Raw genomic sequence first — 23900 nt, 5'->3', positions numbered from 1 at the left:
GTCGAGTGGCCACCTCTGGTGGCCTTTCGACCTCATCGAGACCACCGAACGTGGCCTCTCGACGGTTGGGGGGTTTGGGGTCGGCGGGGTGAGGGTCAGCTGAGGGGGCCGGTGACGGCCTCGACGGCGGCGAGGACCGAGCGGTCGACCACCGCGGTGTGGGCGCCCTCGATGTCGGGCGCGAGGAAACGGTCGGGGCCCGGGGCCGTCGTGGCGACCGCGTCGAGCGCGGCGATGGCGGCGGCCGACGCGGGGGCCGGGGTCAGCGGGGCGCGCAGCTGGATGCCACGGGCGGCCGTGAGCAGCTCGACGGCGAGGACGCGGCCGAGCGCGTCGACCGACCGGCGCAGCTTGCGCGCGGCCGACCAGCCCATCGACACGTGGTCCTCCTGCATGGCCGAGCTCGGGATGGAGTCGACGGACGCCGGGACGGCGAGGCGCTTCATCTCCGAGACCATGGCGGCCTGCGTGTACTGGGCGATCATGAGGCCGGAGTCGACGCCGGGGTCGTCGGCCAGGAACGGCGGCAGCCCGTGGTTGCGGGCGGCGTCGAGGAAGCGGTCCGTGCGCCGCTCGGCCATCGAGGCGACGTCGGCGGCGACGATCGCGAGGAAGTCGAGGACGTAGGCGACCGGGGCGCCGTGGAAGTTGCCGTTGGACTCGACGCGTCCGTCCGGCGTCACGACGGGGTTGTCGACGGCGGAGGCGAGCTCGGCCGACGCGACGCGGACGGCGTGCTCGACGGTGTCCCGGGCGCCGCCGTGCACCTGGGGCGCGCAGCGCAGCGAGTACGCGTCCTGCACGCGGGTGCACTCCTCGGTGCGGTGCGACTCGCGGATCGGCGAGCTCGCCATGACCGCAAGGATGTTCGCGGCGGCGGCAGCCTGGCCCGGGTGCGGGCGCAGCGCGTGGAGGTCCGCGGCGAAGACGTCGTCGGTGCCGAGCAGGCCCTCGACGCTCATGGCTGCGGACACGTCGGCCACCTTCAGCAGGTGGCGCAGGTCGTCGATGGCGAGACAGAGCATGCCGAGCATGCCGTCGGTGCCGTTGATGAGAGCCAGGCCCTCCTTCTCGGCGAGGACGATCGGCTCGATCCCGTTGTCGCGCAGGGCAGCCGCGGCGTCGGTCAGGGTGCCGTCGGCGAGGCGGACCGGGCCCTCACCCATGACGGCGAGCGCGCAGTGCGACAGCGGGGCGAGGTCGCCCGAGCACCCGAGCGAGCCGTACTCGTGCACGACGGGCGTGATGCCGGCGGACAGCACCCCTGCGTAGGCACGCGCTGTCTCGAGGCGGACGCCCGTTCGGCCCGTGGCGAGGGTCGACAGGCGCAGCAGCATGAGGGCGCGCACGACCTCCCGCTCGACCTCGTCGCCGGTTCCGGCGGCGTGCGAGCGCACGAGGGAGCGCTGCAGCTGGGCGCGCAGGTCGGTGGGGATGTGCCGCGTCGCGAGGGCGCCGAAGCCGGTGGACACGCCGTAGTGCGGGATCGGGTCGTCGGCCAGCGCCTCGACGACGGAGCGGCTGCGCGCGATCTCGGCCTGCGCCTCCTCCGAGAGCTCGACGCGCGCCCCGTGGCGGGCCACGGCGACGACCTCGTCGATGGTGAGCGGTCCGGTGCCGACGGTGACGGTGAGGTCGGCGGACACCGGGGCGGGGGCGAGCGAGGGGGTGCCGGGCAGCGCTGCGTTCATGGCTCCATGGAACCGCGTCCCGACTGGTGCGAACGCGTTCCGGGGAGCACAATCGTCTCGGATGCGAGACGTTCGCCGACTTCGCACCCGGGCCGAAGGAGGTGGTGGACGCGTGTCGAACGCCCCGGCCGCCGCCAACGCGCTCGACGTGCTCGAGCACCTGTCGCGCCACGCCGAGCCGGTGCCCGCGGCCTCGATCGCCCGCGACCTCGGCCTGCCCCGCAGCTCGGTCTACCACCTGCTCAAGGTGCTCCTCGAGCGCGGCTACGTGACGCACTACGTCGAGGAGCGTCGCTACGGGCTGGGCCAGGCCGCGTACGAGCTCGGGTCGGCCTACCAGCGCCAGGCGCCGCTCGCCCGCGTCGCCCGAGGCCCGATGCGACGCCTCGTCGACCGGTCCGGGCGCAACGCCCACTTCGCGACGCTCGACGGCCGCGACGTCATCTACCTGCTGGAGGAGCGCGCGCCCGGCCAGCCGATGCTCGTCACCGATGTCGGGGTGCGCCTGCCGGCCCACCTCACGGCCTCGGGCCTCGCGATGCTCGCCGCGCTGCCCGGCACCCAGGTGCGGGCCCTCTACCCCGACCGCGCGGCCTTCGCGCAGCGGCACGGCACCGGGCCCCGCTCGCTCGCGGAGCTGAGGAGTGTTCTCACGCGTGCGCGCGCCGACGGCCACGCCCGGGAGGAGGGCACGGTGACACCCGACCTGTCCTCGGTCGCCGTGCCGGTCCTCGGCCGCGGGGGGCGCCCCCTGGCGGCCATCGCCGTCACCTTCCGCACCGCCGAGGGCTCGCCCGAGCACGTCGCCGACCTCGTCGCGCGCGCCAGGTCGGCGGCCGACGACGTCGCCCGGCGCCTCAGCCCGGCCCGCTGACGCCGCCGCCGCGTCGCTAGGCTCGACACCATGCGCGCCATCACGCTCCCCGAGTTCGGAGACGCCGACGCCCTCGTCCCCGCCAACATGCCCGCCCCGGTGGCCGGGCCCGGCCAGGTGCTCGTCGACGTCGTCGCCGCCGGCGTCAACCGCGCCGACGTCATGCAGCGGATGGGCCACTACCCGCCGCCCAAGGGCGCGAGCGAGCTGCCCGGTCTCGAGGTCAGCGGACGCGTCGCCGCGCTCGGCGAGGGCGTCACCGGCTGGTCGGTCGGCGACGAGGTCTGCGCGCTGCTCGAGGGCGGCGGCTACGCCGAGCAGGTCGTCGTCGCTGCGGGGCAGCTGCTCCCGGTGCCGCGCGGCGTCGACCTCGTCGACGCGGCGGGCCTGCCCGAGGTCGCGTGCACCGTGTGGTCCAACGTCTTCCTCACCGCGAACATCCAGCCCGGCCAGTGGCTCCTCGTCCACGGGGGCAGCTCGGGCATCGGCACCATGGCGATCCAGCTGGCCAAGGCCGTCGGCGCCCACGTCGCCGTCACCGCCGGGTCGCAGGCCAAGCTCGACGCGTGCCGCGAGCTCGGTGCCGAGGTGCTCGTCAACTACAAGGAGCAGGACTTCGTCGAGGAGGTCAGGGCCGGCTCGAACGGCCACGGCGCCGACGTCATCCTCGACAACATGGGCGCGAAGTACCTGGCCCGCAACGTCGACGTGCTCGCCGTCAACGGGCGGCTCGTCACCATCGGACTGCAGGGCGGCCGCACGGGCGAGCTCGACCTCGGCCAGCTGCTCGCCAAGCGCGGCGCCGTCATCGCGACGAGCCTGCGCGCCCGACCGGCCACGGAGAAGGCGGCCATCGTCGCCGCCGTCCGCGAGCACGTCTGGCCGCTCGTCGAGTCCGGCGTCGTGCGTCCCGTCATCCACGGCCGGTTCCCGCTCGAGCAGGCCGCCGACGCGCACCGCGAGCTCGAGGCGTCGGGGCACATCGGCAAGGTGCTGCTCACCACCTGAGCGACCGCCCGCCGCAGGCCTGCCGGGGGCCGCGGGACGATCCAGCCGAGTCCGACTCGTCCCAGTGACGCCCGCGCCGCCCCGGCGTACCGTCGACAGGTGGACCACTTCGCCAGGAAGCGGCCCCCGACCGACGGGAGGTCACCAGGTGTTCATCCAGGTCATCCAGGGCAGGTGCTCCGACGCCGACGCCCTCCACCGGCAGATGGACCGGTGGCGTGAGGAGATCGAGCCGGGCGCGTCCGGCTGGCTCGGCGGCACGTACGGCGTCACCGACGACGGCGAGTTCGTCGGCGTCGTCCGCTTCGACTCCAAGGAGGCGGCCGAGCAGAACTCGAACCGCGCGGAGCAGGGCGCGTGGTGGCAGGAGACGTCGAAGCTGTTCGACGGCGACGTCACCTTCCACGACTGCGACGACGTGACGATGATGCTCGACGGCGGCCGTGACGACGCCGGCTTCGTCCAGGTGATCCAGGGCCAGCTCAGCGACGCCGACCGGTTCCGGCACATGATGGAGCAGCCGATGGACCGGCTGCACGAGATGCGGCCCGAGATCATCGGCGGCACCATCGCCATCGACGGCAACGGCTTCTTCACCCAGACCATCGCGTTCACGACCGAGGGCGCGGCGCGCGAGGGTGAGGCCCAGGCGCCCCCGCCCGACGGGCAGCAGATGATGGACGAGATGTCCTCGCTCATGACCGACGTCAGCTACCACGACCTCCACCACCCGTGGTTCGCCACGGCCGGAGCCCGCTGACCGCGCCTCCTGCGCCTCCTTGCGCACCCCTGATACTCGGTATACATTCGCTCCCACCACAGGGGATACCGAGTATTCAGGGGAGGCGGAGATGTCCGTCAAGCAGGGACTGCTCGCACTGCTCGCCGAGGAGCCGATGTACGGCGCCCGGCTGCGCAGCGAGTTCGAGGCACGCACCGGCGGCACGTGGCCGCTCAACGTCGGGCAGGTCTACACGACCCTCGCGCGGCTCGAGCGCGACGGTCTCGTCGAGGCCGTCGGGGGTGCCGACGACGAGGGCCGCATCGCCTACCGGCTCACCGACGCCGGCCGCGAGGCCACCGCGTCGTGGTGGCTGACCCCGGTCGACCGCGACTCGACGCCGCGCGACGAGCTCGTCATCAAGCTCGCGCTCGCCGTCACCTCCCCCGGCGTCGACGTCCCACGCGTCGTGCAGACGCAGCGCACCGCGACGCTGCGGCACCTGCGCGACCTCACCCGCCTCAAGAGCCGCGCGAGCGACGAGCCCGACGCGAACGACCTCGCCTGGCTGCTCGTCCTCGAGAACCTCCTCTTCGCCGCAGAGTCCGAGGTGCGCTGGCTCGACCACGTCGAGGCCACGATCACCCGGATGCCCCCGGCCTCGCTCCGACGCCGGGAGGACGCAGGTACCGACGTCGCCGCGTCCGGCACGCCCGACGCCGCTCCCGCCGGGAAGGGGGCCCGGTCGTGACCACCGACGCTCCCGTCCTCGTCCTCGACGACGTCTCCCGGGTGCACGGCTCCGGCGAGACCGAGGTCGTCGCCCTGAGCCACGCCTCGCTCACGGTGGCCCGCGGCGAGCTCGTCGCCGTCATGGGCCCGTCCGGCTCCGGCAAGTCGAGCCTGCTCAACCTGTCCGGCGGCCTCGACCGCGCGACCTCCGGACGCGTCGTCGTGCAGGGCGTCGACGTCGCCTCGCTCGACGCGTCGGGCCTCGCGGCGCTGCGCCGCCGGTCCATCGGCTTCGTCTTCCAGGACCTCAACCTCATCCCGAGCCTCACGGCCGCCGAGAACATCGGCCTGCCGCTGGAGCTCGACGGTTGGTCGGTGCGGCGCGCCCGCACGCAGGCCCTCGACGCGCTCGACCAGCTGAAGCTGCGCGAGCTGGCCGACCGCTACCCCGACCAGATGTCCGGTGGCCAGCAGCAGCGCGTCGCGATCGCCCGTGCCCTCGTCGGCGAGCGGACGCTCGTGCTCGCCGACGAACCCACCGGAGCCCTCGACTCGCACACCGGCGAGGGCGTCCTCAAGCTGCTGCGGCAGCGCTGCGACGCCGGTGCTGCGGGCCTGCTCGTCACCCACGAGGCCCGGCACGCCGCCTGGGCCGACCGCGTCGTGTTCCTGCGCGACGGCGTCATCGTCGACGAGACCGGGTCCGCCGACAGCGCGGAGTCCCTTCTCGCAGAGGCCCGCTGAGGTGGGCACGACAGGGGTGGGCGGCCGCGACGCGAGCCGCCTCGACCGCTGGCGCTCGAGCTGGCGCGTGTCGCTGCGGATGGCGCGCCGCGACGTCCGCCGCCACCGTGGTCGCAGCCTCCTCGTCGTCATCATGGTCGGCCTGCCCGTCCTGCTCCTCACCGCCTCGACCACGCTGTGGTTCAGCGACGACCTTGACGCGTCGGAGCGGCTGCCGTTCCAGCTCGGGTCGAGCCAGGGCTACGTCATGGCGCCCCAACCGGTGCAGCTGCGCCAGCTCCTGGACCCGATGTCGCAGGTCAACTGGGACACCCCGGAGCCGCCGCGGTCCCGGCCGGTCCCGGGCCTCGTCGACCGGGCGGAGGGACCCGCGATGGCGGCCCTGCTCGGTGCTCGGGCCATCGCGGTGTCGTCCGCCCCGACGACGTTCCGGGTCGACCGCCATTTCATCTCCGGACTCGCGATCGGTGCTGACGTCTCGGACCCGGGCGTCCTGGCGCCGCGGGCGTCCCTCGCGTCCGGGCGGTGGCCGACCGGCCCGGACGAGGCGATCGTCACCCCCGACGGGATCGAGAAAGGGCTGCCGGCGTCAGGCACGGTCGGGGTGCGCGCCCTCGGCTCCGCCGGCGAGCTGCCCGAACGCGTCGTGACGATCGTCGGCGTCGGCCGGGGCTTCGATGCGCAGGGCGCCGGCTCGATCCAGGCCGGCGACCTCGTCACGACCGCCGTGGCGTCCGACTACGCCTCGCGCGGCTGGCTCGTCGACCGTGACCGACCGATCACCTGGGGCGAGGTCGAGCGGCTCAACACCTACGGCATCGGAGTGTTCAGCCGCTACGTCGCCGAGCACCCCGAGACGATGACGCGCGCCAACCCCGACGCGTCCACCAGTGGACCGAGCACCACGACGCTCGTCATCGTGCTGGCAGCGTTGGGGCTGGTCGTCCTGACGACGCTGCTGGCCGGCCCGGCCTTCGCCGTCGGCGCGGCCCGGCAGCGGCGCACGCTCGCCCTCGCCGCGTCGAACGGCGCCACCACCCGCCAGCTGCGCCGCACCGTGCTCGCGCAGGCGCTCGTGCTCGGCGTCCTGTCCGCCGCCGTCGGCGCGGCCGTCGGCGTCGGCGGCGGGGTCGGCACGGTCCTCGCGACGCGTCTCGTGCGGCCCGACCTGTTCTTCGGCCCGCTCGAGGTGCCGTGGCCGGCTGTGGCGCTCGTCGCGTTGGCCGCAGTCGTCAGCTCGGTCGTGGCCGCGGTGCTGCCGAGCCGGGGGCTCGGACGCCTCGACATCGTGTCGGTCCTGCGCGGGCAGAGCGTGTCGCCGCGTCTGCGCCGGCGGGTGCCCGTCGCGGGGGCGCTCCTCGTGGTCGCCGGAGCCGCCACGGTCACCTGGGCCTCCTACGTGCGGCCGCAGCTGGAGTTCCTCGTCTTCGGCGGCGGTTCGCTCGCCATCGTGGTCGGTTCCCTGCTCATCGTCCCGCTCGTCCTGTCGCTCGTCGCCCGCGTGGCGCACCTTCTACCGCTCCCGGTCCGGATGGCGGCGCGCGAGGCCGGCCGGCAGCGTGGACGGGCCACCCCGACCGTCGCGGCCATCATGGCCGGGGCGTCGGCCCTCACCGTGGTCTGCATCGGGATGCAGGCCGACACGATCCGCGCCGCCCGTGACTACACGGCGATGCAGCCGGAGGGCCTGGCGCGCGTGCAGAGCGGCCTGGCGGACACCCGGGTCGACGAGCTCGCCGGGGCTGTCCGGCAGACCGCCCCCGAGCTGCACACCTTGGTGCTGCGCGACCTCACCGCGTGGGACCTGCACGACGGCAGCACCGTCGTCGCCGCCCAGCGTCCGGGCTGCTCTCTTGCGCAGACGCTGCCGCAGCCGGTGGGCGGTAACGTGGCCACCCCGCCCCCGGACACGCGGTGCCAGACGATCGCCTCCTTCAGCCGGGACATGGTCGGCGGCGCGTCGCTCCAGACGGCATCGCTGGAGCAGCTCGACGCCTTCGTCGACCTCACGCCGTCCCAGCACGACGCGCTCGCAGCCGGAGCCGTGGCCGTCGTCGACCCGGCAGCGGTGGCTGGGCTGACGTCGCCCGCGCCATACACCACGGCGCCCGACATCGACCACGCGCGCCCCGTCCTGCTCGACGAGAGCGACGGCAGCGCGACGTTGGCCCGGTGGCGCGTCCGGCTGGAGCCGTCCGGGGCCTGGCGCACCCCGAGTGCGGCCGAGGTCGCGACCGTTCGGCTGCCGGTGGTGCACCTGACGCGGGAGCAGTGGCGACGCACGACGCTGCTCTACAGCACGGGTGCCGTGATCCTCACCCCCGCCACCGCAGAGCGGATGGGCCTGGCCCCCGTATCGTCGACGCTCCTGGTCCGCGCAGACGGTGGCATCAGCCCCGACGTGGAGTCGCGCGTCAACGACGCGATCCGCGCCGTGCAGAACGATGCGCACCTCGTCGTGGAACGGGGCTACCAGCGTGACGACACGGTGGCTCTCCTCGTGGTCTTCGGCGTCATCGGGCTCATCATCCTCGCGGCCACCCTGATCGCGACCGCCCTGAGCCAGGCCGAGAACGCGCCTCTGCTCGGCACGCTCGCGGCAGTCGGTGCGACGCGCCGGACCCGACGGGCCCTGGCGGGCTCGCAGGCGCTCTACCTCGGCCTGCTCGGCGCGGTGCTCGGGCTGCTCGTCGGGCTCGCTCCCGGGCTCGGGCTCGCCCGCGTCGTCCTGACCCGGATCACCGAGGACGCCCGGCCGATACTGCCCGGCTCCCTCGACGTGCCGTGGCTCCAGGTGCTGCTACCGGTCGTCCTCGTGCCTGTCGTGGCCGGGGCGCTCGCGTGGGTGTCGATCCGTCGTGCGCCCACCGTCGTGCGCCGCACGACCTGAGCGGCCCGCCCCCATGGACCGGGGCCCGCGCGAACCGACGGGGGACGCGCGGGCCCCACCCCGTGGCCGTGAGGCAGGATGGTCGGCATGAGTGACGACGCGGCGACCACGAGCTCGAGCCCGGACCCGGGCAGCGACTCGGTCGCGGCGGTCGACGAGCAGCGCGTCGTCGTCGTGACCCCCGACGGCATGGGCGTCTCCGCCACGCCGGTCGACGACGCGTCGGACGGTTCCGGCGAGCGTCGCGGCCACGACCGCGAGGACCGCGAGCCGACGAACCCGGCCGACCTCGTCGAGGAGCCGGCCAAGGTCATGCGCATCGGCTCGATGATCAAGCAGCTGCTCGAGGAGGTGCGGAACGCACCGCTCGACGCCGCCGGCCGCCGTCGGCTCGCCGACATCCACCACCGCTCGATCGAGGAGCTCAAGGACGGCCTCGCCCCCGAGCTCGTCGCCGAGCTCGACCGGATCGCCCTGCCGTTCCGTGACGGCGAGCCGAGCGACGCCGAGCTGCGGATCGCCCAGGCGCAGCTCGTCGGCTGGCTCGAGGGCCTCTTCCACGGGATCCAGACGGCGCTCGTGGCCCAGCAGATGGCCGCGCAGCAGCAGCTGCAGCAGATGCGCGCCCTGCCGCCCGGCCCCGGCGCGTCCTACGGCACGCCGCCCGGCCTGCACCCGCAGGACGGCCCGCACCCGTCCGAGGCCGGCGACCCCGGTCCCACCGGCCAGTACCTCTGACGCCCTGACGCGCGGCGTTCAGGCGTCGTCGAGCCGACGCTCGAGGCGTCGGAGCACCGGGAACGGGGCGAACGACGAGCGCGACGTGACGTCGGTGGCGACCCACCCGCGTCGGGCGTAGAACCGCACGGCCCGCGCGTTCTCGTCGAAGACGCGCAGCGACGCCTCGGCATGGCCGGCCGCCCGGAGCCGGTCGAGCAGCTCGTCGTGGGCCCGCCCGGCCAGGCCCGTCCCCCACGTGTCCACGGCGGTGCCGAAGTGGAGCAGCTCGGCGCCGCGCAGGGCCGCGAACCCGCGGAGCCGACCGTCCTCCACGACGGCGAAGCACTCGACGTCGGGGCCCTCGACCTCACGCGCCCACCGCTCGCGGATGCGCTCGGTCGGGAACGGGTAGGTCTCCTGCGGGAAGAAATGGCCCATCCCGGCCACCGCCCCCTCGCGCTGCACGACGAGCAGGTCGTCGAGGTCGCCAAGGGTCAGGTCTCGCAGCACCGGCACCCCGCCGACCCTAGGGCACCGACGCGTCAGAGCCAGGAGGAGCGCTCGCGCTCGGTCGGGTTGACCGACGCGTCCCACTGGCGGAACGGGCGCTCGAGCCGGTACCGGAAGTCGGGCTGCCGGGACAGCACGACGGCCTCGGCGTTGCCCGGGTTCTCGAGCGACTCGAAGTACTCGACGCTCCAGTGGAACCAGCGCATGCAGAACAGGCGCACCGTCAGGCCGTGCGTCACGATGACGACCTCGCCCGGCGCGTGCTGGGTCTCGAAGTTGCGGAACATCGACTCGAGGAAGGTCGAGACGCGGTCGTAGACGTCCGACCCTGACTCGCCGTGGGTGAACCGGTAGTAGAAGTGGCCGTAGCGGTCGCGCAGCGCCTTCTGCTCGGCGATGTCGGCGGGGTCCTGGAAGTTGGCCCAGTCCTGCTCTCGCAGACGGGGTTCCACGCGGACGTCCCGGTCGGCGACTGGGAGGGCCATCGCCTCGAGCGTCTGGCGGGTGCGCAGGTACGGCGAGACGTAGACGTCGACGCGGTCGCCGTCGAGGATCGTGCGGACGGCGGCGCCGGTGGCCTGCGCCTGCTCGATCCCCTTGGCGGTCAGGCCGATCCGGTGGTCGGGCACCGTCTCGTAGATCGTGTCGTCGACGTTGGCGAGGGACTCGCCGTGACGCACGAGGATGATCCGGTTCGGCCGGTGCTCGACACCCACGCCCCCCACCCTAGGGCCGCGAAGGCGGCTGATCAGGGACGCGGGCGGGCGCCCCTGACACCGGCCTGCGGGCGCGGTCGCCCACGGGCGGCCCACGGCGCAACGAGGAGGAGCAGCCAGGCGAACCCGACGACGAAGCTGCCGACGAGCACGGCGACCCCGGCACCACTGCCGAGCACCCGTTGGCCGAAGAGGAGCAGCAGGACGTACGCGACGAGCAGGACCACGACGACGTGGCGGCGAGCAGCTGGACCCATGGCTCCTCCCTTCCGCCCCGATGGCAGCAGGCGCAGGTGAACGCGCGGTGCCGCCGCGGTGTCGGCGCGTCGGAGTTCAGCCGGACACTTCGCCGCACCAGCGCCGTTCGCCCGAAAGAGGGCACGTCACAGGGCCGGACGCGTCGGGCAGTTAGGGTGAAACGGTGCGACACGTGCGGGACCTCGTGCGGAACCTCAGGTCCGGCGACAACCCCTGGTTGCGCCGGGGCTCGCACGTGCTCAAGTGGGTCGCCGTCCTCGCGGCCTGCTACCTCGGCGGGGTCGCCGCGACGAACCTCGCGCCCACCGTCGTCGAGACGTCTCAGTACCGGGCGGTCCTGCGCCTCGACCCGATCCCGCGGCACACGCCGGTCCTGCACTCCCCCACGATCATCGGCGACGTCGACGTCGCGTTCGCCTCGCCGATCATCGCGCCCGGGCTCGACGTGCAGGTCGCCGTCCGCGAGGAGATCACCAACCTCTTCACCCGGCCCAACGTCGACATCCGGTCGCTGCAGCCCTCGGGCGAGGAGATCTCCTCGGCCATCACCCAGGCCGCCGTCGGCGTCGGCATCCGCTTCCTCCTCGGCGCGCTCGCCATCGCCGTCCTGCTGTCGCTCGCGTCGCACTACATGCGCCAGCGCACCACCCGCCGCCACCACGTCGCGTTCGTCGCGTCGGCGATGGCCGTCGCGCTCGTCACCACGTTCGGCGGCATCGCCCTGACCTACCAGCCGACGCGGTTCGCCGAGTACCGCACCACCGGCGTGCTCGGCGTCGTGCAGCGCAACGCGGGCCTCCTCGCCGACGTCGAGGCGCGGGCCGCGCAGGTCACGCCGTACTTCCGCAACCTGCTCGCCGTAACGCAGGCGCTGCAGCAGAAGTACGTGCAGGGCAGCGTCAACGAGCCGGTGTCGGCCCGCATCCTGCTCGTGTCCGACATCCACGGCGCCAACCAGTACGCGCTGATGAAGACGATCGTCGAGGAGGAGGGCATCGACGCCGTCATCGACAGCGGCGACCTCATCAACTTCGGCCGGGTGCAGGAGGCCGAGGCGGCCGGGATCTTCCGGTCGATCCAGGGCCTCGGTGTGCCGTACGTGTTCGTCAGCGGCAACCACGACCAGTCCTCGCCGACCGACCGCGCCCTCGTGGCACGGCTGGGCCGCATCCCCAACGTCGTGCTGCTCGAGGACGCCGAGGGCGCGCTGCGCGAGCTGTCGTTCCACGGCCTGCGCATCACCGGCTTCAACGACCCGCGCTACTTCGGCGACGACAACCAGGACCCCGTCGGCAAGGAGAAGCCTTCCGTCGACCGCTACAACGCGACGATGGCCGACCAGCCCGAGCCCGACGTCGTCGTCGCGCACGAGCCGTACGCGACGCAGGGCATCGACAAGGGCCGCATCCTCGTCAACGGGCACATGCACACCCCGAAGCTCGACGGCAACCGGATCCAGGTGGGCACCTTCACCGGCGGCGGCGTCGTCGCCCACTACGCGGAGGGTCAGGGCCAGGAGCTCAACGGCCAGCCGTACGCCTTCGACATCCTCGCGTTCGGCAACGCGTGCGAGCTCAACTCGCTGACCCGCTACACCTTCCGCAACCTGCTCGAGGGCCGTCCGGCCTACGACAGCGTCGAGGTCATCAGCGGCAGTCGGGTCGACTCCTACGAGCCCGACAAGACGACGCCGCAGCCGGGCGAGACGACGCCGGCCAAGCGCACGTGCGGACGCATCGACGACACGACGCTGCGGACGCTGCCGGCGCCGGCTCCCGAGGGCGCCGGCGCGACGACCGCCCCGGGTGGGGCGACGACGCCGGCCACACCGGCGCCGACGACCTCGACGGTGACGCTCCCGCCCCAGCTCATCCCCTGAGGCTCAGCCGCTGAGGCTCAGCCCTTGAGGTCGGGGAACTGGTCGTCGCGCCACTCGTTCTCGGGCTGGGCCGCGCCCGACGCGTCGAGGTCGTTCTCGCGCCCGCGCAGCTCGACGCGTCGGATCTTGCCCGAGATCGTCTTGGGCAGCTCGTAGAACTCGATGCGGCGCACGCGCTGCCATGGCGCCAGCTTCGCGCGGGCGTGGGCGAGGATCGAGCGCGCCGTCTCGGCATCCGGCTCGTGCCCGGGGGCGAGCGCGACGTAGGCTTTGGGCACGGCGAGGCGCACCGGGTCGGGCGAGGGCACCACGGCGGCCTCGGCGACGGCGGGGTGCTCGATGAGGACCGACTCGACCTCGAACGGGCTGATCTTGTAGTCGCTGGCCTTGAACACGTCGTCGGTGCGCCCGACGAAGGAGATGTAGCCCTCGGCGTCGACCGACGCGACGTCGCCCGTGTGGTAGAAACCGCCGGCCATCGCCTCGGCGTTGCGCACCTCGTCGCCCTGGTAGCCGGTCATGAGCGGGACGGGCCGCTGCGACAGGTCGAGGCAGATCTCGCCCTCGCGGTTGCCGTCCGGATCCGGTTCGGTGACAGGCTCGTTCGTGACCGGGTCGACGACGACGACCGGGTAGCCGGGCAGTGGCCGCCCCATCGAGCCGGGCTTGACCACCGACCCCGGGGTGTTGCCCACCGAGAGGGTCATCTCGGTCTGGCCGTAGCCGTCGCGGATCGTCAGGCCCCACGCCTTCTCGACCTGCGCGATGACCTCCGGGTTGAGCGGCTCGCCCGCGCCGATGACCTCGCGCAGCGCGCCGGAGCCGCCGCTCAGGTCGCTCTTGATGAGCATCCGCCACACGGTCGGCGGCGCGCACATCGAGGTGACATCGTGCTCGCGCAGCACGCGGAGCAGGGCGGCGGCGTCGAAGCGGGCGTAGTTGTACACGAAGATCGTCGCCTCGGCGATCCACGGCGCGAAGAACGAGGACCACGCGTGCTTGGCCCACCCCGGGCTGCTGATGTTGAGGTGCACGTCGCCGGGCCGCAGGCCGATCCAGTAGGTCGTCGTCAGGTGACCGACCGGGTAGGAGCGCTGGGTGTGCTCGACGAGCTTGGGCCGGCTCGTCGTGCCCGACGTGAAGTAGAGCAGCAGCCGGTCCTCAGGGCCGGTGCCCGGGTGCGGCGCGGGCCCGGCGTCGGACGCGTGCGCGTCCGCGTACGCGTGCCAGCCCTCCAGCGTGCCGCCGGCCGGGTCGGCGCCGACGGCCACCCGCACGTAGTCCCCGGGCAGGTCGTCGAGCTTGTGCACTTCCGACGCGTTCGTCACGACGGCACGGGCCTGCACCCGCTCGATGCGGTCGGCGAGGTCGCCGGGCCCGACCGCCGTGGTCGTCGGCACGATGACGGCGCCGAGCTTCATGACGGCGAGCATCGTCTCCCACAGCTCCACCTGGTTGCCGAGCATGAGCACGACCGAGTCGCCCCGGCCGACACCGAGCGAGCCGAGCCACGCTGCGACCCGGTCGGACCTCCTGGCCATCTCGTCGAAGCTCACCGTGGCGGACGACTCGTCCTCCTCGACGATCGTCAGCGCCGGCTTGTCGTTGCCGCGGGCGATGGCGTCGAACCAGTCGACGGCCCAGCTGAACCGGTCGCCGAGCTCGGGCCAGACGAACTCGGAGACGGCGCGGGCGTGGTCACCGCGCAGGTCGAGCAGCTGGTCGCGGGAGGCGCGGTAGGCGTCGGTGGCGTCGGTCATGGGTCCGACTGTGCCACGCGCGCGCCCGCTCCAGAAGGGGGCGGACGCGTGTGAGATGCGTCAGTACGCGTCGTCGTCGGTGGTCGCCGGGCGGCGGCGCTCCTCGGCGAGCGGGGGCCGGTCGCGCGGGTCGCGCCGGTCGCGCCGGCCCTCGCGGATCACCTGCGTGTCGTCGACGGAGGTCGCGCCGCGCTCGTAGGCCGCGTCGTCGTACCCGGCGTCGTAGGCGTCCTCGACCTCACCGCGACCGTGGGCGCGGCGACGGAGGTCGTCCTCGTCGATGAGGCGGTTGATGAGCTGCTGCACCTCGTTGCTGCGCGGGATGTAGCGGAGGTTCTCGTCGGGGCTGTCGCCCGCTGACTCGATGTGCAGCGAGCCGGAGCGGATGAGCCGGTCGAGGAGGGTCTGCTCGAAGCTGACGTCGGTGATCTTCGAGAGCGTGATGTCCTTGCCGGTCTTCGTCAGGATGCCGCGGCGCACCATGACCCGGTGCGAGGTGATGACGTAGTGCGTCGTGCGCCAGCGCAGGTACGGCACGACGACGGCGACGACCGCGACGAGGACGAGCACACCGACCGCGACCCACTGGATCGTGTTGCCCGTGCCGTCGTTCGGCGTCGCAGCGACGGCGAGGACGCACAGGGCGGCGAGGACGAGCCCGACGAGCGTCGGGCCGACGACGGTCAGCCAGTGCGGGTGCAGGTCGCGCTCGACCTGCTCGCCCCGGGCGAGGACGTTCTCGGGGAAGCCCATCGGTTCTCCTGTGGTCACGGTCGCTGTCACGGTCGCTGGCACGGGCGCGCAGCGAGTCCTGCCGTCAGCGTAGGCGCTCGGCGCCGGGCGAGCCCGCGACACTTCGGCTCGCGGGGCCGACCCCGTGGCCCTACCGTCCGATGTGGACGTGTGATCAGGGGCACACGAGGTGCCGGAGGACCAGGTCGACGCCCGCGCTCTGCCCAGTGATCGATCCACGAAGGAGTGTGTCGTGAGTAGCAGGTCTTCCCTCGGTCGCCGCCTCGCCGGTGCCGGAGTCATCGCCCTGACCGCGGCAGCCACCGCCCTGGCGCTCGGGGCGCCCGCGTCCGCCGCCGGAGCGGGCTACGTCGCCCTCGGCGACTCGTACTCCTCGGGCACCGGCACCCGCACGTACATCAGCGACGGCACCTCGTGCCAGCGCTCGGTGTACGCCTACCCCTCGCTCGACGCGTCGAGCCTGGGGCTCGCCCTGACCTTCCGCGCCTGCTCGGGCGCCACGGTCGCCGACGTGACGAACACCCAGCTCTCGTCGCTGTCGAGCAGCACCGCCTACGTGACCATCTCGGTCGGCGGCAACGACGCCGGGTTCGCCGACGTGCTCACCGAGTGCGCGCAGCCCGGCTGGATGAGCAACTGCAACGGCGCCATCGACGGCGCGCAGAACATCATCAACAACACCCTGCCCGGGCGCCTCACGACGCTCTACGGCTCGATCCGCTCGAAGGCCCCGAACGCCAAGGTCATCGTCGTCGGCTACCCGCGCATCTTCAACGGCGAGGACTGCAACGCCTTCACGTGGTTCAGCCCCGCCGAGGAGACCCGCCTCAACGCCACGGCCGACCTGCTCAACAGCAAGACGTCCTCCATCGCGGGCTCGAAGGGCTTCACCTTCGTCAACCCGACCTCGAGGTTCGTCGGGCACGCGGTCTGCGACAGCCCCGAGTGGCTCAACGGCCTGTCCAACCCCGTCACCGAGAGCTACCACCCGAACGTCGCCGGCCACCGTGACGGCTACGCCGTCGTCACCAAGCCCGCCTTCGGCCTCGCCGTGCGCCTGTCGTCGGCGGCGGCGCTCGCCCGGGCCGAGGCGTCGGGGCCGGCCCTGGCCCGCGACGCCGCGCGGTACGCGTCGGTCGACCGCACCATCACGCCCGAGCGGTTCAGCGCGCCCGACCTGACGACCGCGAAGGCGAAGGCCGCTGCGCGCCGGGCCGGGGTCGACCTGTCGAGCCGGGCCAGCATCGACGCCGCCGACCGCCTCTGGAGCGCCCGCCAGGCCGCTGCGCACGCCCGGACGACGTCGGGTTCCACCACGACACGCTGACCCCAGGCCACCCGCAACACACCGAGTAGTTGCCAACCCCTGCTGGTTATTCCAGTGGGGGTTGGCGATTTCTCGGTGTGTTGCGGGTCGGGTGCCTGACCCGTCGCGGGACCTGTTGCCCGACCGGGCGCGGTGGCTAGGGTGGCGCGCGTGCACTACGACGACATCGTCATCGGGGCCGGCCACAACGGCCTGACCGCCGCCGCCTACCTCGCCCGCGCCGGCCGACGGGTGCTCGTGCTCGAGAAGGGCGAGAACGTCGGCGGCGCCGCGGTGTCGGCCCGCGCCTTCCCCGGCGTCGACGCCCGCCTGTCGCGCTACTCCTACCTCGTGTCGCTGCTGCCCCGGCAGGTGCTCACCGACCTCGACCTCGACCTGCGCCTCATCCGCCGCCGGTACTCCTCGTACACACCGGTCCCCGCCGACCCCGACCGCGGCCTGCTCGTCGACCACGGCGACGCCGACGCCACCCGGGCCGCCTTCGCCACCCTCACCGGCGGCGACTCCGCGTACGCCGGCTGGACCGACTTCTACGGCCGGATGGGCTCGCTCGCCGAGAAGGTGTTCCCGACCGTGCTCGACCCGCTGCGGTCGCGTGACGACGTGCGCACCCTCTCCGGCGACCCCGAGCTGTTCGACGCGCTGACGACCCGGCCGGTCGGCGAGCTCGTCGAAGCGGTCACCGACGACGACACCCTCCGCGGCATCATCGCCACCGACGCCCTCATCGGCACGTTCGCCTCGGTGCGCGGGCAGGACCTGCGCCAGAACGTCTGCTTCCTCTACCACCTCATCGGCGGCGGCACCGGCGACTGGGACGTGCCGGTGGGCGGCATGGGCGCCCTCACCGACGCGCTGGCGAAGGCCGCGGTCGAGGCCGGCGCGACGATCATCACCGGCGCCGACGTCACGTCCGTCGACCCCTCCACCGGGGAGGTCACGTGGGCCGGCGGCAGCGGCATCGACGCCGGCAGCGCGGGTGGCAGCGCCCGGGCCACGACGCTGCTCGCCGCGTGCGCACCCACCGTCCTCAACCGGCTGCTCGCGGCCGCGGGCGCCGACCCGGTGCCCACCGAGGACGATGTCGAGGGCGCGCAGCTCAAGGTCAACATGCTCCTGACGCGCCTGCCGCGGCTGCGCGAGCCCGGCGTGGACCCGCGTGCCGCGTTCGCCGGCACCTTCCACATCAACGAGGGCTACCGCCAGCTCGAGGACGCGTGGGGCGCGGCCGCCGGGGGCCGGGTGCCCGAGCTGCCGCCGTGCGAGATCTACTGCCACACCCTGAGCGACCGCTCGATCCTCGGGCCCGAGCTCGCGGCGACCGACGCGCAGACCCTGACCCTCTTCGGCCTGCACCTGCCGGCACGGCTCTTCCGCGAGGACAACGCGGGCGCGACGAGGGCGGCCCTCGAGGCGACGCTGCGCTCCCTCGACTCGGTCCTCGCCGAGCCGATCGAGGACGTGCTCATGCGCGACGGCGACGGCAACCCGTGCCTCGAGGTCAAGAGCCCCGTCGACCTCGAGCAGTCGGTCGGCCTGCCGGGCGGCAACATCTTCCACCGCTCGCTGCAGTGGCCGTGGGCCGAGCGCGAGGCCGAGGTGGGCACGTGGGGCGTCGAGACGCCGCATGCGTCGCTGCTGCTCGCGGGCGCCGGCGCCCGACGCGGCGGCGGCGTCAGCGGCATCCCGGGCCACAACGCGGCCCGCGCGGTGCTCGGCGCCTGACCCGACGCGTCAGGCGGGCCAGATGCCGCTGCTGGCGCGCCGGTGGCTGTTGACCAGGTGCGTGTCGACGATGCCGACGGCCTCCATCAGTGCGTACATCGTGGTCGGCCCGACGAACGCGAAACCCTTCTTGCGCAAGGCTTTCGACAGGGCCTTGCTCTCGTCGGACACGGTCGGCACCTCGGAGTGGTCGCTGGGGCGTGGCGTGTCGGTGGGCTGGAACGACCACACGAAGTCGACGAGACCACCCTCCTCGCGCAGCGCCACGGTGGCCCGCGCGTTGCTGATCGCGGCCTGGATCTTGCCGCGGTGGCGGATGATGCCGGCGTCGCCGAGGAGGCGCTCGACGTCGGCCTCGGTGTAGCCGGCGACGACGTCGGGGTCGAAGCCGGCGAAGACCTCTCGGAAGCGGGGCCGCTTGCGCAGGATGGTGGCCCACGACAACCCGGACTGGAAGCCCTCGAGGCAGATGCGCTCGTAGAGCCCGGCCTCGTCGCGGACCGGCATGCCCCACTCGGTGTCGTAGTACTCCATGAGCAGGGGGTCCGACGAGGCCCACACCGGGCGCGCCAGACCGTCAGTTCCGACGACCGTCATGGCGCCGACCCTACGACGCGGCGGTGACAGCCCGAGGACAGCCCGAAGCGGCGGCCGGGCGCCCGCTCACGTGAGGTCGCGCCGCATGACGACGCGCGGGAACCCACCCGAGATGCTGTCGGTGTCGGCCGCCTTGGTGAACCCGGCACGCTCGAAGAGGCCGCGGGTGCCGACGTAGGCCATCGTGAGGTCGACCTTCTCGCCGCGGTTGTCGACCGGGTACCCCTCGACGGCCGGGGCTCCGTGCTCGCGGGCGTACGCCACGGCACCCTCGAGCAGCGGCAACGAGATGCCGCGCCGCCGGTGGCCGGGCCGCACCCGGATGCACCAGGCCGACCACACGGGCAGGTCGTCGACGTGCGGGATGAGGCGCGAGCGCGCGAACGGCAGCTCCGACCGTGGTGCCACGGCCGCCCAGCCGACGACCTCGTCACCGTCGTAGGCCAGGACGCCGGGAGCGACGTCGCGGGCGCAGAGTTCGCGCACGTACTCCCCGCGGGCCGCCCCGAGGAGCGCCCGGCTCTCCTTCGACGGGAGGCGGTGGCTCAGGCACCAGCAGACGGTCGAGGCCGGGTTGGTCGCGCCGAGCATCGTCGCGACGTCGTCGAACCGCTCGGCGCTCGCGGGCCGCACCTCGAAGGTCATGCTGCGAACCTAGCCCGCAGCACCGACGCCGGGCCGGTACGCGGGCTACGGTGCAGACATGTCCGTCCGTCTGCGCGTCGCCGTCGTGGCCGCCATCGCCCTCGCGCTCCTCGTGGCTGCAGCCGTGGTGTGGGCGCAGTCGGGCCCCGCCGTGTACGGCTGGTTCGCCTACGCCCCGCTGTCGGACGACGCCATGGTGCCGGACGTCTCGATGCTCACGCCGAGGATGCAGGTGGCCCTCGGCCTCGCGGCCGGCGGCCTGGTGCTCCTGGCCGGGCTCGCCGGCTTCTGGATCGGGCGGCGGGTCAGTCGGGGCGCACCGCGCTGAGGCAGAACGGGTGCCCGACCGGGTCGAGCATGACCCGCCACTGGTCGGGCGCCGGCTGGTGCTCGGCCTCGCGAGCCCCGATCTCGAGCGCGGCCGCGACGCACGCGTCGAGGTCGTCGGCCGCGAGGTCGAGGTGCAGCTGCTGGCGCTGCGGGCCGTGCGGCCACGTGGGCGCCTCGTACTCCTCGACGCGCATCAGCGTCAGCATCGGCCCGGCGCCCGACAGGCACACGACGCCGCGGTCGGGCGTCGCGAACGCCTCCTCGAGGCCGAGCAGCGCGCGGTAGAACGGCGCGAGGGCGTCGGGGTCGGGGCAGTCGACCGAGATGGACGCGAGCGGGGCGACACGGGCAGTCATGGTCCCCGACCCTAGGCCGCCCCGCCGTCACTCCTTGACGGCACCCTCGAGCGAGCCGGAGATGATCCGCTTCTGGAAGACGAAGAACATCGCGGCCACCGGGATCGTCATGAGCACCGCCGCCGCCAGCTTGAGCGGGTAGCGGTTGCCCGACCCGAGGGCCCCCGTCAGCAGCCCGGCGACGCCGGTCGTCAGGGTGTTGGTCTCCGGCGACTGCCGCGACACGAGGAAGTGCGGCAGCTCGTTCCACGAGGACTGGAACGCGATGATCGTGATGGTGATGAGGGCGGGGCGCGCGATCGGCAGCACGACCGACCAGAAGGTGCGGAACACCCCGGCGCCGTCGAGCTTCGCGGCCTCCTCGAGGCTCACCGGGACCGACTCGAAGAAGTTCTTCATGATGAACACGCCCGCCGCGTCGGCGAGGAGCGGCACGACCATGCCGGCGTACGTGTCGTAGATGCCGAGCTGCTTGATGATGAGGAACTTCGGGATGAGCAGGACGACGCCGGGCACCGCCATCGTCGCCACGACCGCGAGGGTCACGGCCCCGCGGCCGCGGAACCGCAGCCGCGCCAGGGCGTAGCCGGCGAGCGAGTCGAAGAAGACGCGTCCGAGCGTCACGAGGACGGCGACGACGACGGAGTTGCCGAACCACAGGGGGAAGTCCTGCTGGAACAGCGACTGGTAGGCCGCGGTCGTGAACTGCGAGGGAATCGGGTTGAGCGGGTTGGCCGTGGCGTCGGGGTCGGTCTTGAAGCTCGTGCCGACCTGGATGACGAACGGGAAGAGGTAGAGCAGGGCGAAGACCGTCAGCGCCGAGTAGCCGAGCGCCTTGAGGATCGTCCGGCGGGTCGCGTGCGGACGGGGTGCGGCCGGGGTGGGTGACGCGGTGTTCTCGGTCGTGCGCTTCGTCGTCATGGTCGCCTGGCTCATGAGACCCCCGTCCCCTTGGTCGAGTTCTGTGTCGCGAAGTGGAAGGCCCGCATGCGGCTGAACAGGCCACGGGCCGCGCGGTCCTTGTCGCGCAGCACGAAGGTCTGGATCGCGGTGAAGACGATGATGATCGCGAAGAGGATGAACGACATCGCCGCGCCGGTCCCCCACTCGCCGTTGTTGATCGACTGGTCGTAGGACAGGAAGGCCGGGGTCAGGGTCGTCTTGCCCGGGTTGCCCTTGCTCATGACGTACACCTGGTCGAACACCTGCCAGGTGCCGATCAGCCCCAGCGTCAGCACGGTGAAGAGCGTCGGACGCAGCAGCGGGATCGTGATCGAGCGCATCGTGCGCCACGTCGTCGCGCCGTCGATCGAGGCGGCCTCGTAGACGTCGGACGAGATGTTCTGCAGACCGGCGAGGAACAGCAGCATGTAGCCGCCGGCCGACACCCAGATGACGAGGGCGATGATCGTCAGCATCGCCACGGACGGGCCGGACACCCAGTCCCACCAGGTGAGCCCGAGGAAGTCGTGCGAGGTCATGAACGCAGGCCCGGCAGCGTCGGGGCCGTTGCCGATGCCGACCCAGCCGAGCGCGATGTGGAGCACGCCGCGGGGGTCGGCGAACCAGTTCGGGCCGTCGATGCCGAAGATCCCGAGGAGGGCGTTGATGCTGCCGCCGCCGGCGAAGAGGAAGAGGAACACCGACGCGATGGCCACCGAGCTCGTCACCGACGGGAAGTAGTACGCGGTGCGGAAGAAGCTGAGCCCCTTGAGGCGTCGCTGGTTGAGCAGCAGCGCCAGCGCGAGCGCGAGCACCGTCTGGATCGGCACGACGAGCAGCACGTAGTACATGTTGTTGCGCAGCGAGGTGGCGAAGTCGCTGCGGGTCAGCGAGTCCTGCGTCAGCAGCTGCTGGTAGTTCTCGCCGCCGACGAAGTTGACGCCGGGGCTCAGCGGCGAGCCGCGTCCCTGCCAGTCGCTGAGGCTGACCCAGAAGGCCAGCAGGATCGGCAGCACGAGGAACAGCCCGAGGATGATGATGACGGGCGACACGAACAGCCAGCCGGATCGGGTCTCTGCTGCGCGGGCGCTGTTGCGTCCCAGCTTCATTCGACTCTCCTCGATGACGGGGCGGTGAGGTCGTGAGGGGTGGGGCAGTGAGGGGTGGGGAGCGTGCGGGGGGCCGGGGGGGGGGGGGGGATGTGGGGGGGGGGGAGCGTGCGGGGGGCCGGGGGGGGGCGGGGGGTGTGGGGCCCCGCCCCCCCCCCCGGGGGGGGGGGGGGGGGGGGGGGGGGGGGGGGGGGGGGGGGGCCCCCCCCCCCCCGGGGGGGGGGGGGGCTCAGCGCGTCACTTGAGGACGGCCTCGCCGTTCTTCTGGAGCCGCTCGAGCATCGCCTTGGGGTCGCCGCCCGGAAGGCTCGCCAGCTGGGCGTCGAAGTCCTTGAGGACCGGGTCCATGCCCGCGACGGTCACCGGGCCCTGGGCGTAGTCCGCACCGGCCAGGAAGGCGGCGTCGTTGGGGAAGGCGCCCTTGTAGGCGGTGGCCGCGGACTTGATCGAGGGCATGACGCCGAGCCCCGTCGCGAGCGCCATGGCCGGCTTCTCGGTCGAGAGGTACTTGACGAGGTCGATCGCGGCGGCCTGGTTCTTGCTCGCCGAGGCGATGCCGTAGCACTGCGTGAACGACAGCGTCCCCTTCGCGGCGGGACCGGCGGGCAGCTCGACGGCCTGCCACTTGAGGTTGGGGTAGTCGTTCTTGATGGCGCCCTTGATCCAGTTGCCCTCGATCGTCATGGCCGCCTTGCCCGTGCCCAGGGCCTCTCCGCCCCAGCCGGCGTCGACGGTCTTGGGCCACGCGGTGGAGCCGCTGGCGAGCAGCTTCTTGACCTCGGCGAGGCCGGCGAGGTTGCTCGCGGTGTCGGCCGTCATCTTCGTCTGGTCGGGGCTGACGATCCAGCCACCGGCCTGCTTCATGAAGGCGCCGACGCGGTCACGCGTGTCGCCGATGACGAGGCCCTTGACCTTGCCCTTGGTCAGCTTCTGCGCGACCGACTCGAGCGCCGACCAGTCCTTGGGAACGTCCGCGGTGGTGAGCCCGGCCTGCTGCCAGAGGTCGGTGTTGATGATGAGGGCGAGGGTGGAGAAGTCCTTCGGCGCACAGTAGAACTTGCCGTCGTAGGTGAACGTCTGCACGAGGTTGGGGTAGAAGTCGCTCTTCATGTCGAGCTGGTCACCGTAGGCGACCATGTTCCCCGCCTTGGCGTACGTCGGGAAGACGTTGGCGTCGGTGAAGAAGAGGTCGGGCGGGGAGCCGGCGGCGAAGCCCTGGGTCAGCTGCTGGTTCATGTCGGAGGCCGCGATGACCTCGACCTTGTTGCCGGTCTTGTCCTCCCACGGCTTGACCGTGTCCTGCTGGAGCTTGACGTCGGCGGGGCCGTTCGAGGTGATCATGAACTTCAGCGTCACCGGGCCGCTCTTGGCCGTCTGGGTGGCGCCGCTGCCGGATCCGTTGTCGAACCCGCTGCCGCCGCCGCATGCGGCGAGGGCGAGGGCTCCGGTGAGGCCTGCTGCGAGCGCCGCGGTGGCGCGCCTGGTCCTGCGTGACATCGTTCTTCTCCTGACTGCGCTGTCGGCATCTCTGGTCGGTGCTGGTGCTGCGTGGTGCCGGAGTGGTGCCGGGACTGGCTGGATGGGCTGGGTCGTGCTGTCCGGGCGGGATCCCG

Annotated in this window: 23 protein-coding genes; 11 read left to right on the top strand and 12 right to left on the bottom strand. The window is 72.8% G+C overall.

Going from position 1 to position 23900, the window contains the following annotated elements:
• Window positions 1-95: 95 nt before the first annotated feature.
• The gene (gene hutH, locus RY076_RS03800) at window positions 96-1691 is read right to left on the bottom strand and encodes a histidine ammonia-lyase (RefSeq protein WP_323096262.1); all 1596 of its coding nucleotides are present in this window, start codon (window positions 1689-1691) and stop codon (window positions 96-98) included.
• Between the two features lie 112 nt (window positions 1692-1803).
• Between hutH and RY076_RS03795 the strand changes: the two genes are divergently transcribed.
• The 7 genes from RY076_RS03795 (at window position 1804) to RY076_RS03765 (ending at window position 9398) form a co-directional block, all read left to right on the top strand.
• Window positions 1804-2565 (top strand): IclR family transcriptional regulator, encoded by a 762-nt coding sequence (locus tag RY076_RS03795; protein ID WP_323096261.1) that lies wholly within the window; start codon window positions 1804-1806, stop codon window positions 2563-2565.
• A gap of 30 nt (window positions 2566-2595) precedes the next feature.
• Window positions 2596-3573 (top strand): NAD(P)H-quinone oxidoreductase, encoded by a 978-nt coding sequence (locus RY076_RS03790; RefSeq protein WP_323096260.1) that lies wholly within the window; start codon window positions 2596-2598, stop codon window positions 3571-3573.
• 148 nt (window positions 3574-3721) lie between these two features.
• A complete protein-coding gene (locus RY076_RS03785; RefSeq protein WP_323096259.1) occupies window positions 3722-4333 on the top strand; it encodes a hypothetical protein in 612 nt (203 codons plus the stop codon).
• A gap of 91 nt (window positions 4334-4424) precedes the next feature.
• The gene (locus RY076_RS03780; protein ID WP_323096258.1) at window positions 4425-5045 is read left to right on the top strand and encodes a PadR family transcriptional regulator; all 621 of its coding nucleotides are present in this window, start codon (window positions 4425-4427) and stop codon (window positions 5043-5045) included.
• Window positions 5042-5770, top strand: coding sequence for an ABC transporter ATP-binding protein (locus tag RY076_RS03775; RefSeq protein WP_413785726.1), 729 nt, complete (start codon window positions 5042-5044; stop codon window positions 5768-5770). The genes RY076_RS03780 and RY076_RS03775 overlap by 4 nt, the downstream gene beginning before the upstream one ends.
• A 1-nt stretch (window position 5771) precedes the next feature.
• Window positions 5772-8660, top strand: coding sequence for an FtsX-like permease family protein (locus tag RY076_RS03770; protein ID WP_323096257.1), 2889 nt, complete (start codon window positions 5772-5774; stop codon window positions 8658-8660).
• A gap of 87 nt (window positions 8661-8747) precedes the next feature.
• Window positions 8748-9398, top strand: a complete 651-nt coding sequence (locus RY076_RS03765; protein WP_323096256.1) for a bacterial proteasome activator family protein — start codon at window positions 8748-8750, stop codon at window positions 9396-9398.
• 18 nt (window positions 9399-9416) lie between these two features.
• Here the strand turns inward: RY076_RS03765 and RY076_RS03760 are convergent, their stop codons facing one another.
• From RY076_RS03760 to RY076_RS03750, 3 genes are read right to left on the bottom strand one after another with little or no spacing between them, the layout of a single operon-like run.
• Window positions 9417-9896: a GNAT family N-acetyltransferase gene (locus RY076_RS03760; RefSeq protein ID WP_323096254.1), complete on the bottom strand. Its 480-nt coding sequence runs from the start codon at window positions 9894-9896 to the stop codon at window positions 9417-9419.
• A gap of 26 nt (window positions 9897-9922) precedes the next feature.
• Complete coding sequence (locus RY076_RS03755) at window positions 9923-10606, bottom strand: histidine phosphatase family protein (RefSeq protein WP_323096252.1); 684 nt, start codon at window positions 10604-10606, stop codon at window positions 9923-9925.
• A 32-nt stretch (window positions 10607-10638) separates the two neighbouring features.
• The gene (locus RY076_RS03750) at window positions 10639-10863 is read right to left on the bottom strand and encodes a hypothetical protein (RefSeq protein WP_323096250.1); all 225 of its coding nucleotides are present in this window, start codon (window positions 10861-10863) and stop codon (window positions 10639-10641) included.
• Between the two features lie 164 nt (window positions 10864-11027).
• Between RY076_RS03750 and RY076_RS03745 the strand changes: the two genes are divergently transcribed.
• Complete coding sequence (locus tag RY076_RS03745) at window positions 11028-12743, top strand: metallophosphoesterase family protein (RefSeq protein WP_323096249.1); 1716 nt, start codon at window positions 11028-11030, stop codon at window positions 12741-12743.
• A 17-nt stretch (window positions 12744-12760) separates the two neighbouring features.
• On the opposite strand, the gene RY076_RS03740 is transcribed toward RY076_RS03745, so the two are convergent.
• Window positions 12761-14503: an AMP-binding protein gene (locus RY076_RS03740; protein WP_323096247.1), complete on the bottom strand. Its 1743-nt coding sequence runs from the start codon at window positions 14501-14503 to the stop codon at window positions 12761-12763.
• Window positions 14504-14563: 60 nt separating this feature from the next.
• Window positions 14564-15256 carry a PH domain-containing protein gene (locus RY076_RS03735; protein ID WP_323096245.1) on the bottom strand — a complete coding sequence of 231 codons (693 nt, stop codon included), beginning with the start codon at window positions 15254-15256 and terminating at the stop codon, window positions 14564-14566.
• A gap of 232 nt (window positions 15257-15488) precedes the next feature.
• Here RY076_RS03735 and RY076_RS03730 point away from each other — a divergent pair, with 232 nt between their 5' ends.
• Together RY076_RS03730 and RY076_RS03725 are read left to right on the top strand one after the other, a co-directional pair.
• A complete protein-coding gene (locus RY076_RS03730; protein WP_323096243.1) occupies window positions 15489-16583 on the top strand; it encodes an SGNH/GDSL hydrolase family protein in 1095 nt (364 codons plus the stop codon).
• A 150-nt stretch (window positions 16584-16733) separates the two neighbouring features.
• Entirely contained in the window at window positions 16734-18308 is a 1575-nt protein-coding gene (locus RY076_RS03725; RefSeq protein ID WP_323096242.1) for a phytoene desaturase family protein, read from the top strand.
• Between the two features lie 9 nt (window positions 18309-18317).
• On the opposite strand, the gene RY076_RS03720 is transcribed toward RY076_RS03725, so the two are convergent.
• Both RY076_RS03720 and RY076_RS03715 read right to left on the bottom strand, forming a co-directional pair.
• Entirely contained in the window at window positions 18318-18905 is a 588-nt protein-coding gene (locus tag RY076_RS03720; protein WP_323096240.1) for a DNA-3-methyladenine glycosylase I, read from the bottom strand.
• A gap of 66 nt (window positions 18906-18971) precedes the next feature.
• The gene (locus RY076_RS03715; protein WP_323096238.1) at window positions 18972-19550 is read right to left on the bottom strand and encodes a GNAT family N-acetyltransferase; all 579 of its coding nucleotides are present in this window, start codon (window positions 19548-19550) and stop codon (window positions 18972-18974) included.
• Window positions 19551-19608: 58 nt separating this feature from the next.
• Here RY076_RS03715 and RY076_RS03710 point away from each other — a divergent pair, with 58 nt between their 5' ends.
• On the top strand, window positions 19609-19878 hold the full coding sequence (locus RY076_RS03710; RefSeq protein ID WP_323096236.1) for a hypothetical protein: 270 nt from the start codon (window positions 19609-19611) through the stop codon (window positions 19876-19878).
• Here the strand turns inward: RY076_RS03710 and RY076_RS03705 are convergent.
• From RY076_RS03705 to RY076_RS03690, 4 genes are all read right to left on the bottom strand, one after another.
• Complete coding sequence (locus RY076_RS03705; RefSeq protein ID WP_323096234.1) at window positions 19856-20236, bottom strand: VOC family protein; 381 nt, start codon at window positions 20234-20236, stop codon at window positions 19856-19858. The genes RY076_RS03710 and RY076_RS03705 overlap by 23 nt on opposite strands.
• 27 nt (window positions 20237-20263) lie before the next feature.
• Window positions 20264-21172 carry a carbohydrate ABC transporter permease gene (locus tag RY076_RS03700; protein ID WP_323096232.1) on the bottom strand — a complete coding sequence of 303 codons (909 nt, stop codon included), beginning with the start codon at window positions 21170-21172 and terminating at the stop codon, window positions 20264-20266.
• A complete protein-coding gene (locus RY076_RS03695; RefSeq protein WP_323096230.1) occupies window positions 21169-22287 on the bottom strand; it encodes a carbohydrate ABC transporter permease in 1119 nt (372 codons plus the stop codon). The genes RY076_RS03700 and RY076_RS03695 overlap by 4 nt, the downstream gene beginning before the upstream one ends.
• Window positions 22288-22524: 237 nt before the next feature.
• A complete protein-coding gene (locus RY076_RS03690) occupies window positions 22525-23784 on the bottom strand; it encodes a sugar ABC transporter substrate-binding protein (RefSeq protein ID WP_323096228.1) in 1260 nt (419 codons plus the stop codon).
• Between the last annotated feature and the right edge of the window lie 116 nt (window positions 23785-23900).

Origin of the sequence: Intrasporangium zincisolvens (genome assembly GCF_034724055.1) — a bacterium.
Classification (GTDB): Bacteria; Actinomycetota; Actinomycetes; order Actinomycetales; family Dermatophilaceae; genus Monashia; species Monashia zincisolvens.
This window is presented reverse-complemented; position numbering and strand designations above follow the sequence as displayed.

Coding starts and splice junctions, on each gene's coding strand:
- RY076_RS03750 (WP_323096250.1), bottom strand. CDS start 10,863: ATGGGTCCAGCTGCTCGCCGCCACGTCGTCGTGGTCCTGCTCGTCGCG.
- RY076_RS03765 (WP_323096256.1), top strand. CDS start 8,748: ATGAGTGACGACGCGGCGACCACGAGCTCGAGCCCGGACCCGGGCAGC.
- hutH (WP_323096262.1), bottom strand. CDS start 1,691: ATGAACGCAGCGCTGCCCGGCACCCCCTCGCTCGCCCCCGCCCCGGTG.
- RY076_RS03780 (WP_323096258.1), top strand. CDS start 4,425: ATGTCCGTCAAGCAGGGACTGCTCGCACTGCTCGCCGAGGAGCCGATG.
- RY076_RS03700 (WP_323096232.1), bottom strand. CDS start 21,172: ATGAGCCAGGCGACCATGACGACGAAGCGCACGACCGAGAACACCGCG.
- RY076_RS03740 (WP_323096247.1), bottom strand. CDS start 14,503: ATGACCGACGCCACCGACGCCTACCGCGCCTCCCGCGACCAGCTGCTC.
- RY076_RS03695 (WP_323096230.1), bottom strand. CDS start 22,287: ATGAAGCTGGGACGCAACAGCGCCCGCGCAGCAGAGACCCGATCCGGC.
- RY076_RS03715 (WP_323096238.1), bottom strand. CDS start 19,550: ATGACCTTCGAGGTGCGGCCCGCGAGCGCCGAGCGGTTCGACGACGTC.
- RY076_RS03705 (WP_323096234.1), bottom strand. CDS start 20,236: ATGACTGCCCGTGTCGCCCCGCTCGCGTCCATCTCGGTCGACTGCCCC.
- RY076_RS03690 (WP_323096228.1), bottom strand. CDS start 23,784: ATGTCACGCAGGACCAGGCGCGCCACCGCGGCGCTCGCAGCAGGCCTC.
- RY076_RS03790 (WP_323096260.1), top strand. CDS start 2,596: ATGCGCGCCATCACGCTCCCCGAGTTCGGAGACGCCGACGCCCTCGTC.
- RY076_RS03710 (WP_323096236.1), top strand. CDS start 19,609: ATGTCCGTCCGTCTGCGCGTCGCCGTCGTGGCCGCCATCGCCCTCGCG.
- RY076_RS03735 (WP_323096245.1), bottom strand. CDS start 15,256: ATGGGCTTCCCCGAGAACGTCCTCGCCCGGGGCGAGCAGGTCGAGCGC.
- RY076_RS03720 (WP_323096240.1), bottom strand. CDS start 18,905: ATGACGGTCGTCGGAACTGACGGTCTGGCGCGCCCGGTGTGGGCCTCG.